Here is a 14026-nt window from a genome sequence, read left to right as displayed (position 1 = left end):
CGGTCGCTCGTGGGAGCGGACCGTGCTGGATGATTCGCGCGGAGGCATGGCCGTCAGCAATGGGATATTGCGCCCGAGGCTTGCGGGCTCCTTGCCCTCTCGTGCCGACTGGACGCAGCCCCGCTCGGGAGGCGGGCATCAGGGCGCTGCGTGTGCTCTGCGTGATTCATGCGCAGGGCACCGGCGAGCAGGCGCCCCACAAGCCACGTCGGGCACGCCGGGCCTGGGCCTCCAGGGCTTCGAGTTCCCGACGGCGTGAGTCACCCGCGGGCGGGACATGGAGCACGCAGGCGAGGCCCCGCTCCACGAGCAGCGCGCTCACGTCGCGGCCATCGACGAAGACGTAGGCGAGCCGGCGACCGAAGCGGTCCTCACACGCCTCCGCGTCGACGAGCGTCACCTGGCGGCCCTCGACAAGGCTCCGGTTGAACGCGTGCGCCTCGCGGCCGAAGCACTCGCGTCTGCCCACCGTGAGCTCCGGGGTGTCCGCGAGCAGATAGCGGACACGCACGCCGCCCTCCAGGACGAGGGTGTCACCGTCGAGGACCTCCGTCACCAGCCCCGTCGAGGGACCACACCTGCCACCCGGGTCCGCACCGCACCCGAGGGCGCTCGTGACGAGCCATGCCGTCAGGAGGACGAACCACCAGGTCGCGGGGATGGGGTTCAGCGCGGGCATGCGCGGTTCTCCAGTCCCGGCGTGCCCCGGTCTCCCAGGCCATAGCGCGCGCTCGAAGGCGCGGCGCAGAAGCTGCCTGGCAGGTCATTGCGCTGGGCATCACTGCTCGCGGGGTCCACCTGCCAGGACACGCCCGGCGTCGCGGCGTTCGACCAGCTGATGGCGTCCAGCACCCTGCCGTCCCTCATCAACCGGAGCGAGCGGGCTCCCGCGGTGTTGGCGAGGTTGAAGGAGAAGGTGGCCAGCACCGCCGGCAGGCCCCCGTTGAGCGCCGGGTCCAGGCTGCGCGCGAGCACCGCGCGGCTGCCAGTCCTCAGCGACAAACAGAGCGCGGCGTCGAGCGGCGTGCTCGCTCCGCTCTCGTTCATCATCGTGACGCCGTTGAGGTCCACCTCGCGTGTCGCGAGGATTTCGACCCACTCGCCCACGCCGTCGGCGACCACGGTCGGGTCCGCCATGAGCTCCGTGAGGACGAGAGAGCCGACCTCCGGTACGCGGACCGCGCGAGCGCGTCCCGTGACCCGGTCGATGCAGGTGGAGCCTGGGGGACCGGCATCTGGCGGTCCAGCATCCGGCGGACCGGCGTCGCGAGGCCCCGCGTCCGAGGTCGAACCTGCATCGCGCCCGCCATCCGTGGAGCCTCCACCTGAAGAGCCCGCGTCGCGCCCTGCATCCGATGCACCGGCGTCCCCTCCGCCGCCATCCGCGGTCCCGGCGTCTGTGTCCCCCTCGGTGCATCGGGCGTTCCCGCGTCCTGGAGTCCCCAGGTTGCCACGCTCGCCATAGCGCTCCCGTGCGGGACACCATGACGACAGTGAATCGTTGTCGGACGCATTCGCTCGCTCCACCGACACCTGGGTCGCCACGCCCTCGCGTGCGGGGCCGTACTCGACCGCGTCCACGACCACGTCCCCTGCTCGTACGAGCACGACACCGCCCGCGTTGCGGAGGTCCACACCGAACGTGGCCAGCGGCGTGGGCAGCCCTCCGTTCAGGACCGCATCCGCGCGACGGGCGAGCAGCGCGGACCCTCCCGCGGGGAGCGACAGACATTGCGTCCCCTGCAGCCGTGTCCCCGAGGTGTCCGAGCCCACCGTCAATCCATTCAGGTCCACCGGAGCCAGGGCCAGGACCTCCACCCACTCGGCCGAGGTGTCATCGCCGATGGGGTTCACCATCAGCTCGGTGATGACCAGCTCACCCACGCGGGGCCACCGCACCGGACGCGCCGCCAGGCCCTCCAGCGGGGAACAGCGCTCCACGCCCGCCTCGCCTCCGGAGGCTCCTTCCGTCGGAGCACAGGGCGCGTTCGCCGCGCCCGGACTCCCCTGGAACCCACCACCCACGGTGGAGCCCTCGGAGTCGCACCAGCGCGTCGGGTCGTCATTGCCGGCGGAGTCCGGCACCAGTCGCCCGTCATACACACGCGCGACACCACTCTTCGCGGGCGCCGTGAGCGGGACTTCATCCACCACCCGGGACCCACACCGCAGCCCCAGCCGTCCCGACGAGTTCCCCAGCGCGCCCAGCGAATCGCCGTAGGACAGGTCCACGTGCGCGGGCACGGTTCCCTCGCGAACGTCGCCCAGCACCAGGTAGTCACCGGGTGCCAACGACAGCGGCGCGTCGAACAGGAAGGTCTTCTCCTGCGAGCCATCCGAGCGCGAGGCATGGAGCGTCAGTCCCTCCAGGCTCACCGGCACCGAGAGCGGATTGTGCAGCTCCACGTACTCGCGCCCCGTGTCCGTTCCGTCGGGGTCGTTCAGGTACTCGGTGATGACGACGTCCCCCGGCAACAGGTCCGCGCAGGCGTCCTCTGCCCACTCCTCCGCCGGCGCCCCACAGCCGCTCAACCCCACCACGCACAACCACCATCCCCAGCGCCTCACGTCACCCCTCCTCATCACCGACTCCCCTCCCCACCACTCCACGCTTCAGAAACCGCGTCTCCACCACCAGCCCCTCCTCGTCCTCCCGCGAAGGTGCTCAGCGCAGGCCACGTCAGAACCGCGTCTCCACATCCAGTTGGAACAGGTGGCGCGGTTCATCCGGCGGCGTGCGCGCGGTCCGCGCGTCCTTCAGGTCCACGACCCACGCGTAGCGCCCTCGCATCGTCGTCCTCTCCAGGACGCTCCAGCGCAGGTCCACCGTCGTGCGCACCTCCTGTCGGAGCCGCGTCCTCTCAGACAGGTCCTCGTCCTTCCACTGGACCCGACCTCCCACTCGCCAGGACTCCGCCGGCCGAAGCTTCAGCTCGACGAGCGCCCGCCCATCCCATCGCGCCGTCGTCGCCCCCGTCTCCACCACGCGCGCATGGCCGTACTCCCAGGCCACCTCGACCTGCTCCGACAACACCGAGCGCACCCGCGCCGTGGCGCCCTGCCGCCCTCCGTTCGAGCACGCCGCCATCTCCTCCGGCTCCGCGTCCCCGTCCCGCTCCACCTCCGCGCACAGCGTGGACAACCCCGCGCCGGACAAGCGCGCATCGAGCCGGAGCGACGGCTGCAACCACGTCCAGGCCAGCACATCCACCCGGGCCGAGGCCCTCAGACGCGTCAGCCCCGCGGTCCCCTCCACCACGCCATCCGAGGGCAGCGTCCAGCCATCCACCTGTCCGCGAAGCCGCCACGCGCCCTCGTCGCGGTGCAGGTAGCGCAATCGCACGCCCAGCTCGTTGCGAACCCGCTGCCCCTCCAACACGTCCGCTCCCGAGGTCGCGCCACTGTAGGGATTCACGAAGCCCCGTCCGTAGTAGCGCAGCGACACCTCCAGCTCTCGCCCCACTCCCGAGACCACCGTGCGCTGAAGCGCCGCCCAACCCCCACCCGCCCCCGGCACGGAGTCGAAGCTGCGCGAGAGCTCCAGGAAGACATCCACCGGCCCCGCCCCCCACGCCGCATCCACGCCCACCGCGCCGAAGCCCCCGCCCGACGGGTAGCGAGCGCCCGGCTGGAAGTCGAGCACCGCGCCCTCCACCGCGAACCCGGGCCGCGCCCCCCACCCCGTCACCCCGAGCCGCGCTCGCGGCGAGACCGCCAGCGTCGCGTTGCCCCCTCCCGCCCACTCACGAAACACCCCTGGCAACGAACCAGCCCGGAGCTTCTCCCTGCGCACCCCCGCCACCAGCACCTCCGGCGCCGCGCACGCGCCCGAGGAACACCCGCCCCTGTCCAACACCTCCGAGCGCCGCACCGAGCGCCCCTGATACGAACCGAAGCCCGTGAGCGTCAGCTCCACTCCGCTACCCAGCGCCCCACGCACGCTCCCCGCGACCCCGCGAAAGGCCTCGTCCCAACGGAAGTCCGGGGTGATGTCCGCGTCGCGCGCGTCCTCGTCACACGCCGAGGACGTCAGCAGGCACTCCCGCTCGAGCGCGCCTGGAGGACGCACGCCATCATCCGGAAGGACACCCTCCGGCGAGGGCAGCGCCGTGGTGTCCAGCGTGAGCCGCTGACCGAACCCCAGCCGATACGTCCCCACCAGCACCGAGGCCCGCGTCCCCGTCCACCGCGCATGGAACTTGGGCAGCAACACCGCCGAGCCCGGCGCCTCCACCACGAGCGCCCGACTCCGCGCATCCCGCCGAGGCATCCCCACCTTGCGACGCGCCCACACCGCGAGCACTCCGACGCGCAGCCCCCGAAGTCCTCCGGCCCGCATCTGCAGCGCCACCGGAGGCCCTCGCGAGTCCGACAGCGCGAACGCCGTCAGCAACCTCGCGTCCCCCGTCACGCGCCCCGACTCCTCCCCCACCAGGAACGGCGCGAGCCGCCGCACCTCCGCCTCCGTCAGGAGCGCTGACGCGTCACCGGCGTCACGCGCACGCAACCACGCATCCACCTGCGCGTACGTGAGGCCCGGAAGCGAATGGAGCATGTCCCGGGTCGCCCGCTCCGGCTCGACCCCCGCCCGGCGCAGCGCCACCAGCGCCGCCCAGCTCTCGGCGGAGAGCGTCCCCTCTTCCAACAGCCCGAACAGCTCCAGCTCACCGTCGACGTCGGGCTCCACCTCGTACGGGGCCGCCCAGGCCGACGACATCCCCCACAGCCACAACCACCCCCACCACCCCAGGAACCGATGCACGCGGCGCCGGCACTGCACGCCACAGACCACGCTTCCCTACAGTGGCGCCCCACGCTTCCCGCATCCGGACCTGGGATTGAGCGTCCAGCCTCCGGACACCCCGCGAGGCCTCAGGCGAGGACCTGATGCCGCGAGTCCACCAGCAGCAGCTCCTCCATGACGGACCGGGCCGCCACCGCCCGGGCCAGCGCCGCCGCATAGCGCAGCCGCGCCTCGTCACTGCCATCCAGCGCCGCCCTCGCGCGCTCCAGGTCGGCCTCGGTCAACATCAACAACGCGGACAGGTGCAGTCGGTTCAGTTCCAACAAGGGGGACTCCGGAGGGGGGCGGCCGCTGCCTTCCCAGTATGACAGGAAGCACCGACGACCCCAGGTCCCCGTGTCGGGCTGCACTCCCGAGGCCAGCCGTCCTGTCAGGCGGATGACCCCTCGGGTGTGCGCCCCAGAACCCCTGGCCGCGCCGGAGCGGGCGCCGGGGGCCCATCCATGTATGCTGTCGGCCGCATCCACATGGGCCACGTCCACATCGTCCGAGACCTTCCCTCCCCCCAGGAGGGCTTCTCCCGCACCGTGCGCATCTACACGCCGGACGCGTACGACTCGATGCCCTGGCATCGCTTCCCCGTGCTGTACATGCACGACGGGCAGAACGTCTTCGCCCATCCGGAGTCCGCGCTCTTCGACACCTGGTGCGCCAACCTCGCGCTCGAACAGGCGGTGGACTCGGGCCACCTGGAGCCGTGGATCATCGTCGCGGTGGACTCGGGCCAGGGGCGGCTCCAGGAGTACTCCCCCTGGGACGACACCACGGGCCGGGTGAAGGCGCGCGGCGAGTCCTACGCGCGCTTCCTCGTCGAACACTTGAAGCCCCTGGTCGACCAGCACTACCGCACCCGCGAGGGCGCCGAGTGGACGGGCGCCATGGGCTCGTCGCTCGGCGGGCTGATGTCGCTGTACCTGGGCTCGCGCTACCCGAACATCTTCGGCCGCATCGGCGCGCTGTCGCCCACCGTCATGTGGAGCAACAGCCGGCTGTTCTCCGAGTGGGGCACCCACCCGCGCCGCTGGACGCGCATCTACCTGGACGCCGGCGAGCAGGAGTTCATCCACGCCGACGGCGTCCCGCTCGACTACGGGCGCGGCACGCGCGCGTTCTACGAGCACCTCAAGACGCTGGGCTACGCGGACCACGAGGTGTCGCTGGTGCTGGAGCCGGGCGGTGAACACCACGAGCGGGACTGGCAGCGTCGGCTGCCCCTGGCGATGCGCTGGCTGCTGGCGTGAAGTCCGGCACCTCCGTCCCCCTCGAGCAGCGCATCGTCTACTCGCAGGTCGTGGAGGGCCTGTTGCAGCACGGGCTCTCCGGCCGCATCTCCCCCCGGCTCCAGAAGCGGCTCGAGCAGGCCGGCATCAACGTGAAGGGGCCGCTGAACCCCACCTATCCGGTGGTGATGTGGAGCCGCTGCCTGCGCGTCATCGTTGAGGAGACCTGGCCCGGTCTCACGCTGGAGGAGGGCTTCCGCCAGCTCGCCGCCGCGCACGTGGAGGGCTACGGACGCACGTTCATCGGCCGCGCGGTGTTCGGCGTCATGCGGCTGCTCGGTCCCCGGCGGCTGGTGCTGCGGCTGCCCCAGACGCTGCGCGCCACGGACAACTACACCGAGGTGCAGCTGGTGGAGAAAAGCCCCACCGAGTTCGAGATGCGGATGAACTCCGTGCTCGACACCCCGGGCTACGCGGAGTCCCTCTTCGAGAACATGCTGCGCGTGGGCGGCGCGGAGTCCCCCAAGGTGACGACGCTGTCCGTGGAGGAGGGCCACACCACGTACCTGCTCACGTGGAAGGAGCGCTGAGGCCTGGTCACTTCTTCGTGGCCTGGATGAAGCGCACCGCCTCCCGCATCGCGTCCAGGTCGGTGTGCCGGGACAGGTACATCTCCTCGCCCAGGAGGCTGTGGTAGATGGGCGGCAGCTCGCGGTGCAGCAGGAGCGCGGGCCCCAGCTTCTTCACCACCTCGTCGTGCGAGTGCAGGTAGCGCCGGCCGTGGCGCCTGGCGCTGTGACACACGTGGTAGCGCGGCGTGTAGCGGAAGTCCGCCACCGGGTCCCCCGTCATCACCCGCGCCCAGAGCCGGTACACGTCGATGTCGCACGTGTAGTTCATCATGTCCGGGATGAAGCCGCCGGGCGGCCGCAGGTTGGCCTCCAGCACCACGAAGCGGCCGTCGGGCAGCCGGAAGAACTCCAGGTGGAACCAGCGCTCGCGCAGGCCGAAGGCCTCCACCACCTGACGGCCGAGCACGTCCAGCGCGGGGGGAATCTCCAGGTGGCTCCAGAAGGAGATGTCGCGCCGCTCGACCACCGTCTCCATGCCGCCGTCGCTGTACTCGTGGCTGAGCGTGAAGACGATGACGCCGTGGCGGTCCACGATGCCGTCGTAGGTGACGATGGTGCCGCGCACGAAGGGCTGCGCGACGTAGGTCGTGGGCAGCGGGTGGGCCAGGGCCGTGTCCACGTCCGCGTCGCTCGCGACCTTGAAGGTGTTGGCGGCGCCCACGCCCACGTCGGGCTTGAGCACCAGCGGGTAGCCCACGCGCGCGGCGAACTGCTTCACCTGCGCCGCGTCGCGCACGCGGATGAGGTCCGGATGGGGTACGCCCGCCTGATGGAACACCTGCGCCATGCCCGACTTGGAGCGCATGCGGTGGATGTCCGCGGGGTGGAGGCCGGGGACGTGGAAGTCCTCGCGCAGGCGCGCCTCGACTTCGAGCCAGGATTCGTTGAGCGAGTCGATGCGCTCCAGCCGCCCGTGCCGCCAGGTGAGGTAGCCCGCCGCCCGGGTGAGCGCGTCCTCGTCGTGCAGGCTGGGGACGAAGTAGTACTCGCGCAGCGAGTCGCGCAGTTCCTGGCGCAGGGACTCGTAGGGCGCGTCACCGATGCCCAGCACCGTCACGCCCCGCTCGCGCAGCGCGGTGACGAAGTGGAAGAAGTGGGACGGGAAGTGCGGAGAGATGAAGACGAAGTTCATGGCTCCTCGGGGCGACAGTCCCGGCTCTCCATGAACCATAGCGCGCCGGGCGCCTTCTCCCAGTTCCTTGTCGAGCCCCGAGCCCCCAGGCGACGGTAGATTCTACCGTCGCCGAGCGGGCCCCCCGCGCGAGGGGACGCTCCCCGAGGGAATCTCAGCGCAGGTGCGTGAAGACGCGGGGCGAGGCGGGCCAGGCCACCTCGGGAGAGGCCAGCGCGCAGACGATGCGCATGCCTCCGGACCAGGGCACCCACCCCGAGCCGAGCATCAGCCCGGCGGGGACACAGGGGCTGCGCACCATCGCCGCGCAGTGGGCCCCGCGCGTGGCCATGTCCCGCATGGCGACACGCAGGAAGCGCTTGCGCTCCTCGCGCGGCACCGATGCGTCCAGCGCCAGGAGGTCGACGAGGGCGATGGTGAGCGTGTCCCGGGCGTTCATCTGGAACAGGTAGGAGTTGACCAGCCCTCGCACCGCGCCGTGCCGCTCCAGCACCAGGGTGCGCGGCACGTCGCGGTACTGGAGCTGATGGGCCAGCCGCTCCGCGGTGTAGCCGTAGCCCAGGCTCACGTGCTCCATGGACTGCTCCACCAGCGCCATGCAGGCGGGCAGGTCCTCGGGGCGGTAGGGACGGATGCCGTGGGTGTCCAGGTCGACGGGCCGCCTTCGTGGCAGCCGGCTGGCCAGCGAGAAGAAGGCGCGCTCGGGGAAGGACGCCGCCCAGCGGGCCACCGCGGCCGGGTCGAAGACGTGCAGCCACAGCCCCAGCGAGCCGAAGGCGCGGGTGCCCCGCACCCTCTTCCAGAACCGCTCCCCCACCGAACCGAGCCCCACGCACGCCAGCGTCATGGCCGCGCCGCGCTCGCGCTGACGGGCCCCCAGCTCCTCGACCAGCTTGTGGCCCACGCGATGGCCCCGGAACGCCGGGTCCACGCTCAGCCAGCTCCCATAGGTGCCATCCACGTCCTGGCCCCCGAGCCGCAGGCGGATGGGCTCCGCGAAGAAGACCCCCGCCAGCTTGCCATGCACGTACGCACCCAGCCGGTACTCGGGCGTGGCGAGCGGGTTGCCGAACAGCACCCAGTCGAGCATGCGCGGCTGGAAGTCCGTCAGTGGCCCCTGGGACGCGTAGTACTCGCCCCAGACGCGGTTGATGAAGCGGGACGCGTCCTCGGCGCCGCCCTCGTACGTCCGCACCTCAACCATGGCACTGCTCCCGGACCTCCGGGGTGACAGCGGTCTGCGCGGGGTGGGGACCGAACAGGTGCGTGAAGAGCGCCCGCGTCGGAGGCGTGAGCATCTCCCACGCGGGCACGTGGACGCGCTCCTCGGCGACGAGCACCTTCGCGTAGAGCGCCTCGTAGACGCGCTTCACCGTGCCCGGGGCGATGGCGTCCACGTCGAAGGCGGGCACCAGCCCCACCAGCGTGTAGCCGCGGTCCTCGGCGTTGCGCTGCCCCAGCGGCGTCTTCAGCGTGGAGTAGTACAGCACCACCTCCGCGCCGATGTTGCGCCCCACCACCTCCAGCGCCGAGGTGCCCAGCGAGCCGATGCCCACACCCCGGCGCGACGGCTCCACGACGCCCAGCGCCGCGGAGAGCTGGAGCCCTCGCACGTTCCGCTCCAGCGTCAGCAGGCCGATGATGTCCCCGCTGCGCTGCTCGCGACACACGATGGCGTACAGCGGCCGCTCGGGTGACTCGCCGCGCAGATAGACCTCACGCTCGTAGAAGGACGGGTCCAGGTGACGGCTCTCCGTGCCCACGCGGATGTCCGGGTACCAGGTGGACAGCAGCGTGGTGAGCCGGGGGATGTCGTCTCGAGAGAGCTGCTCGGCCGTGCAACCCACCGGCGTATCCAGACCCGACAACATCTCCTCGAGACCCAACCAGCGCATCACGTTCATGCGGCGCCACGGTAGGGTCGCGCGGCGCTGAACCAAGCGCCCGATACGTGGAAACCCGCGAGGTTGTCTCTGAGACGTCAGCACGCTCCGGCAAGCGTGACGTGCTCCACAGCCCGCGCGTCACCGAGTGGTCAGCCTCCCCTTCCCCGCGGAAGCACCCGCGGCGCGGTGTCGATGGCGCGACGCGCGGCTGCCTTCCGGGGTGTTCGCACGGCGGTCCCGACCTCTGGCGGAAAGGAGCATTTCCCCTGTCTTCCCGGGCATCCATCTGCCCGCGCGTGCGCGGGGGCGGGGGCATGACGACGGGGGGGTGGACCGGTGTATGAAATGGGTGTCGGGTTCCCGCGTTGGGAACAGACAGTGACCGTCCGAGACACCCTGGTGAGCCATCCATGATTCCTGGCGGACCCGCCACCTCCTCGCGCCCGCCCCAGCACGCGATGACGCCCGCGAAAGCGGCCTCACCGTGGAAGCTGCCGGTGGTGCTCCAGCCCCACCAGAACCTCCTGGCCAACTACCTGCTGGGCTCGCTGCTGGCGGGGCCGGGCTTCCCCATCCTCGCGCTCATCCGGTACTTCAAGTACCGCACGCTGCGCTACGAGCTGGACGAGGAGGGCATCACCATGCGGTGGGGCATCCTCTTCCGCCGCGAGGTGTCGCTCACGTACGCGCGCATCCAGGACATCCACCTGTCCAGCCACGTGGTGGAGCGATGGCTGGGGCTCGCGCGCATCCTCATCCAGACGGCCAGCGGCAGCGCCCAGGCGGAGATCACCATCGAGGGCGTGCAGGACTTCGAGGCGATGAGAGACCTGCTCTACTCGAAGATGCGCGGGGCCCGGGACACGAAGGCGGACGCGCAGGTGAAGCCCGCAGCGCTGGTGTCCGGTGAGTCGGAGGCGCTGGCCGCCGCGCTGCGCGAGGTCGCCGCCGAGGTGCGCGCGCTGCGACAGGAGCTGGGCACGCCCGCCGTCACCCCGGAGAAGACGAATGGCTGACGTGCCCCATGCATGGCTGCTGCGCTGGTTGAAGGTGCCCTCCGAGCGCCAGCTCCCCGAGGGCACGGTGCGGGTGTTCAACGCGGCGCCCGCGTACCTGAACTACCGGCGGGTGCTGCTCGCGCTCAAGCAGGTGGGCGTGCTCGCGGGCACGGTGGTGGGCTGGTTGTTCATCAGCCGTTGGGTGCCGATGATCCTCGACTTCCCGTACACCCGGCCGGTCATGTACGCGCTCGAGGCGTTCGTGTGGGTGGGCTACCTGGTGATGTTCCCGGTGAGCTTCTTCGTCATCCGGCTGGACTACGAGCTGCGCTGGTACGCGCTCACGGACCGCAGCCTGCGCGTGCACGAGGGCGTCATGTCGCTGCGCGAGAAGACGATGACGTTCGCCAACATCCAGCAGATCTCCATCCAGCAGAACCCGCTCCAGCGGCTGCTGGGCATCGCGGACGTGAAGGTGGAGACGGCGGGTGGCGGCAGCGGCGCGCGTGGCAACGACGCGGACCTGGACCCGGCCGAGCACCTGCACGAGGCGCGATTTCGAGGCGTGAGCGACCCCGAGGCGATTCGGGACGCCATCCTGGAGCGCGTGCGGATGCACCGCGACACGGGCCTGGGCGAGCCCTCGGAGCTCATCACGCGGCCCGAGGGGCCCGTCGCCACGACGTCCCCCGTGGCGGCCGCGAAGGAGCTGCTCGCGGAGGTGCGGGAGCTGAGGGGCGCGCTCGCCTCGCGCCGCGCGACGTGAGCGTGGAGTCCGGGGAGCAGGTCGCGCCCGCTCCGGAACGGCGACCCTCCCCGAGGTGACGGAGGCGAGCCGCACGGCGCGCGCGTCGGGCCCCGACGTTGGGCCTCCTCGCGGCGAGGTGCTCGCCCTGAGCAGGGTCAAGCTTCTCGCGGCGAGGTGCTCCCGCGGAGCCGGGCCGAGCTCGTGCCGCGCCGCTTGCCCCCACTTCAGGATGCGAGACAGGAACCAGGCCTCGTCGCGGCGAGGCGCTCGCCCTGAGCCGGGTCGAGCTTCTCACGGCGAGGCCCTCCTGCTGAGCCGGGCCGAGTTCGTGCCGCGCCGCTTGCCCCACATCAGGACGCGAGACAGGAACCAGGCCTCGTCGCGGCGCGGCGCTCGCCCTGAGCCAGGTCGAGCTTCTCGCGACGAGGCCCTCCCGCGGAGCCAGGCCGAGCTCGTGCCGCGCCGCTTGCCCCCACACCAGGCGCGAGGCGGGGGCCAGGCCACTCGCGGCGAGGCTCGTCCCCCGGCCCTGGACATGGAACAGCCCGGTCGACCCACCAGGGGCCGCCGGGCTGTCTTCGTCCATGCGACGCGGGTGATTACGCGTTCGGGCGGACCATCGTCACGTCGAACTGGCGGCCGACCACGTAGCCGTCGCGAGGACCGGGGCGGGTGAGGTTGCCCGTGTTGGGGTCCACGTAGAAGCGGTTGTTCGCGTTGGTGTCCGCGCCGCGGCTCTGGTTGCGGGTCGCCGGGTCGTTGAACGTGTAGTAGGTGCGGCCCTGCGCGTCCGTGCCGCGACCCGTGATGACCACGAAGTGGTCCGTGATGCCGTCCGCGTTGCCGACGTTGCGGCCCGTCTTGTGGTTGACGCCCACGACCACCGGCTTGCCCGCGGCCAGCTGCTGGTCAATGTAGTTGCGCCCGCGCTCCGCCGCCGCGCGGTCCACCGTGATTCCGTTGGGGCCCTCGCTGGTGGCGACCTGGATGCGCTGGTCGACGCTCGTCACGTTGGCGCCGGCCTGGCGGGCCATCGCGGTGGCGGCGCGGAAGCACGCCTTGTCACCCGCGCGCTCCACCTGCGAGGCGTCGTACTGGCTGATCCACGGGGTGCGCGTCTGCACCGCGGCGCGGTCCGTGGCCGCCGCGACCTGCGCGGTGTCGCTCATGTCCGTGGGCGTCGCGCCCCCGGTCGTGGTGACGGGGCGCTCCGAGGACGGGCGCGGGCGGGGAATCGGCACGTTGTCCGGCAGCACCGTGTCCGACGTGGGGCGCTCGGAGACCGGGCGCGGCTGGGGAATGGGGACGTTGCTCGGCTGGGCCTGGTCGGTGTTGCCGGTGCGGTAGCCGCGCGCGTCGAGCGCCGACACGAGCGCCGTCTCGCGGCGCGTCTGGTCCGCGCGCAGGCGGCTCTCGCTGTGGTCGAAGCCCGCGGCGCGCAGGACACCCTGGTCGTTGCGGTACGCGTTCACGCGCGCGTCGATGAGCGAGTCGCGGGTGACGCCGCGCGGGTCCTGGGCCAGCCTGGGCATCTCGCGGTTGATGAAGTTCTGCGCGGCGCGAGGCGACTGGGTGTGCAGGTCGAAGAACGTGGACGCGAGCAGCGCGTTGTTCGGGTCCAGGCCCGCGGCGCGAGCGGCGCGCTCGTAGGCGGGGGTGGCGTTGGTCAGCTCGCGGTTCCAGATCTGGTCCGCGTGCTCGGGCGAGCGCGCACCGCCGCCCTGGTAGGAGAACGAGCCGCGGTTGTGCTTCGCGTTGCCCGGGTCCGTGTGACCACCGTAGCTGGAGGTGGTGGAGCCGTCGGGGCGGCGGTTGCCCTCGGAGGTGCCGACGATGATGGCCGCCTCGGAGTTGGAGCCGCCGCGCGTGAAGGCGCCCAGGTCCTGGATGTTGCGGTAGCCGTTCTGCGTGCCGGACACGTTGTTGGACGTGATGCCCGCCGCCGCCGTGGTGCCCGCGTCGAAGGTGTCGCCCGGGGTCTGCGTCTGCTGGCGGCGCAGGCCCTGGTTGTTCTGCGTGGACGCCGCCGCCTCGAAGCCGTCCTGCTGGCCGGGCAGCCGCAGGGTGGCCCCCGCGCGAATCTTGTTCGGGTCCGCCAGGTTGTTGAGACGGGCCAACTCGTCGACCGTGGTGCCCTCGCGCTTGGCGATCTTCGTGAGCGTGTCCCGCTCCTGGATCTTGTAGCTGCGGGTGTCGCGCTCGCGGTTGCTGACGTTCCTGACAGACATGTGGATGGCTCCCTATGAGGTCCGACGCGCCCCTCCCCAATGGCTGTCAGCCGGGAAAGCGCATCAACAGACGCCAAACGGATTTTCCAGATCACCCACCCAAAGTTGCGAACCCACCCAAATTCACCTTCCCCTACAGAGGGAAACCACGCGCTCCCGCACCCCCTGTCCGCCTGTTAATGCGGTGCATTATCTGGGGAATTCCGGACAGCCCGTGACCTGATTGCCACACTCAATTTTCAGCCTCACGACTATTTTTTGACCCAATCACCTGCAATCACTTGCGGGTCGGGTGTCTGCTCTGGCCGACAGTGAGTCTGTCTGGACGCCGACACTTCCCGGGCGGACGAGGCCTGGGACGCAGTGAAAGTCAAAATG

Annotated in this window: 12 protein-coding genes; 4 read left to right on the top strand and 8 right to left on the bottom strand. The window is 71.1% G+C overall.

All coding sequences use genetic code 11. The features are described 5' to 3' along the window. Positions 1 to 166: 166 nt before the first annotated feature. The 4 genes from AC6JA9_RS03095 to AC6JA9_RS03080 form a co-directional block, all read right to left on the bottom strand. The gene (locus AC6JA9_RS03095) at positions 167 to 679 is read right to left on the bottom strand and encodes a thermonuclease family protein (protein WP_223749841.1); all 513 of its coding nucleotides are present in this window, start codon (positions 677 to 679) and stop codon (positions 167 to 169) included. Further along, positions 667 to 2568, bottom strand: coding sequence for a lamin tail domain-containing protein (locus tag AC6JA9_RS03090; protein WP_497959055.1), 1902 nt, complete (start codon positions 2566 to 2568; stop codon positions 667 to 669). The genes AC6JA9_RS03095 and AC6JA9_RS03090 overlap by 13 nt, the downstream gene beginning before the upstream one ends. A gap of 112 nt (positions 2569 to 2680) precedes the next feature. Beyond that, complete coding sequence (locus AC6JA9_RS03085; RefSeq protein ID WP_408888294.1) at positions 2681 to 4717, bottom strand: hypothetical protein; 2037 nt, start codon at positions 4715 to 4717, stop codon at positions 2681 to 2683. Positions 4718 to 4872: 155 nt separating this feature from the next. Next, entirely contained in the window at positions 4873 to 5070 is a 198-nt protein-coding gene (locus tag AC6JA9_RS03080) for a hypothetical protein (protein WP_223749839.1), read from the bottom strand. A 201-nt stretch (positions 5071 to 5271) separates the two neighbouring features. Here AC6JA9_RS03080 and AC6JA9_RS03075 point away from each other — a divergent pair, with 201 nt between their 5' ends. Both AC6JA9_RS03075 and AC6JA9_RS03070 read left to right on the top strand, forming a co-directional pair. Beyond that, the gene (locus AC6JA9_RS03075; RefSeq protein WP_223782498.1) at positions 5272 to 6045 is read left to right on the top strand and encodes an alpha/beta hydrolase; all 774 of its coding nucleotides are present in this window, start codon (positions 5272 to 5274) and stop codon (positions 6043 to 6045) included. Continuing rightward, a complete protein-coding gene (locus tag AC6JA9_RS03070) occupies positions 6042 to 6614 on the top strand; it encodes a TIGR02265 family protein (protein WP_223749838.1) in 573 nt (190 codons plus the stop codon). The genes AC6JA9_RS03075 and AC6JA9_RS03070 overlap by 4 nt, the downstream gene beginning before the upstream one ends. Positions 6615 to 6621: 7 nt before the next feature. On the opposite strand, the gene AC6JA9_RS03065 is transcribed toward AC6JA9_RS03070, so the two are convergent. The 3 genes from AC6JA9_RS03065 to AC6JA9_RS03055 form a co-directional block, all read right to left on the bottom strand. Continuing rightward, the gene (locus AC6JA9_RS03065) at positions 6622 to 7788 is read right to left on the bottom strand and encodes an ATP-grasp domain-containing protein (protein ID WP_223749837.1); all 1167 of its coding nucleotides are present in this window, start codon (positions 7786 to 7788) and stop codon (positions 6622 to 6624) included. Positions 7789 to 7942: 154 nt separating this feature from the next. Further along, on the bottom strand, positions 7943 to 8992 hold the full coding sequence (locus AC6JA9_RS03060; RefSeq protein WP_497959054.1) for a GNAT family N-acetyltransferase: 1050 nt from the start codon (positions 8990 to 8992) through the stop codon (positions 7943 to 7945). Continuing rightward, on the bottom strand, positions 8985 to 9692 hold the full coding sequence (locus AC6JA9_RS03055; protein ID WP_223749835.1) for a hypothetical protein: 708 nt from the start codon (positions 9690 to 9692) through the stop codon (positions 8985 to 8987). Before AC6JA9_RS03055 ends, AC6JA9_RS03060 begins: the two co-directional genes overlap by 8 nt. A 392-nt stretch (positions 9693 to 10084) precedes the next feature. On the opposite strand from AC6JA9_RS03055, the gene AC6JA9_RS03050 reads away from it, so the two are divergent. Both AC6JA9_RS03050 and AC6JA9_RS03045 read left to right on the top strand, forming a co-directional pair. Further along, positions 10085 to 10690: a PH domain-containing protein gene (locus tag AC6JA9_RS03050; RefSeq protein WP_223749834.1), complete on the top strand. Its 606-nt coding sequence runs from the start codon at positions 10085 to 10087 to the stop codon at positions 10688 to 10690. Further along, on the top strand, positions 10683 to 11438 hold the full coding sequence (locus tag AC6JA9_RS03045) for a PH domain-containing protein (RefSeq protein ID WP_497959053.1): 756 nt from the start codon (positions 10683 to 10685) through the stop codon (positions 11436 to 11438). Before AC6JA9_RS03050 ends, AC6JA9_RS03045 begins: the two co-directional genes overlap by 8 nt. Positions 11439 to 12019: 581 nt before the next feature. Here AC6JA9_RS03045 and AC6JA9_RS03040 read toward each other — a convergent pair. After that, positions 12020 to 13648 carry a LysM peptidoglycan-binding domain-containing protein gene (locus AC6JA9_RS03040; RefSeq protein ID WP_223749832.1) on the bottom strand — a complete coding sequence of 543 codons (1629 nt, stop codon included), beginning with the start codon at positions 13646 to 13648 and terminating at the stop codon, positions 12020 to 12022. Between the last annotated feature and the right edge of the window lie 378 nt (positions 13649 to 14026).

It is taken from the genome of Myxococcus sp. MH1, assembly GCF_059738865.1.
This window is presented reverse-complemented; position numbering and strand designations above follow the sequence as displayed.

Coding starts and splice junctions, on each gene's coding strand:
- AC6JA9_RS03085 (WP_408888294.1), bottom strand. CDS start 4,717: ATGTCGTCGGCCTGGGCGGCCCCGTACGAGGTGGAGCCCGACGTCGAC.
- AC6JA9_RS03060 (WP_497959054.1), bottom strand. CDS start 8,992: ATGGTTGAGGTGCGGACGTACGAGGGCGGCGCCGAGGACGCGTCCCGC.
- AC6JA9_RS03055 (WP_223749835.1), bottom strand. CDS start 9,692: ATGAACGTGATGCGCTGGTTGGGTCTCGAGGAGATGTTGTCGGGTCTG.
- AC6JA9_RS03065 (WP_223749837.1), bottom strand. CDS start 7,788: ATGAACTTCGTCTTCATCTCTCCGCACTTCCCGTCCCACTTCTTCCAC.
- AC6JA9_RS03045 (WP_497959053.1), top strand. CDS start 10,683: ATGGCTGACGTGCCCCATGCATGGCTGCTGCGCTGGTTGAAGGTGCCC.
- AC6JA9_RS03050 (WP_223749834.1), top strand. CDS start 10,085: ATGATTCCTGGCGGACCCGCCACCTCCTCGCGCCCGCCCCAGCACGCG.
- AC6JA9_RS03040 (WP_223749832.1), bottom strand. CDS start 13,648: ATGTCTGTCAGGAACGTCAGCAACCGCGAGCGCGACACCCGCAGCTAC.
- AC6JA9_RS03075 (WP_223782498.1), top strand. CDS start 5,272: ATGGGCCACGTCCACATCGTCCGAGACCTTCCCTCCCCCCAGGAGGGC.
- AC6JA9_RS03095 (WP_223749841.1), bottom strand. CDS start 679: ATGCCCGCGCTGAACCCCATCCCCGCGACCTGGTGGTTCGTCCTCCTG.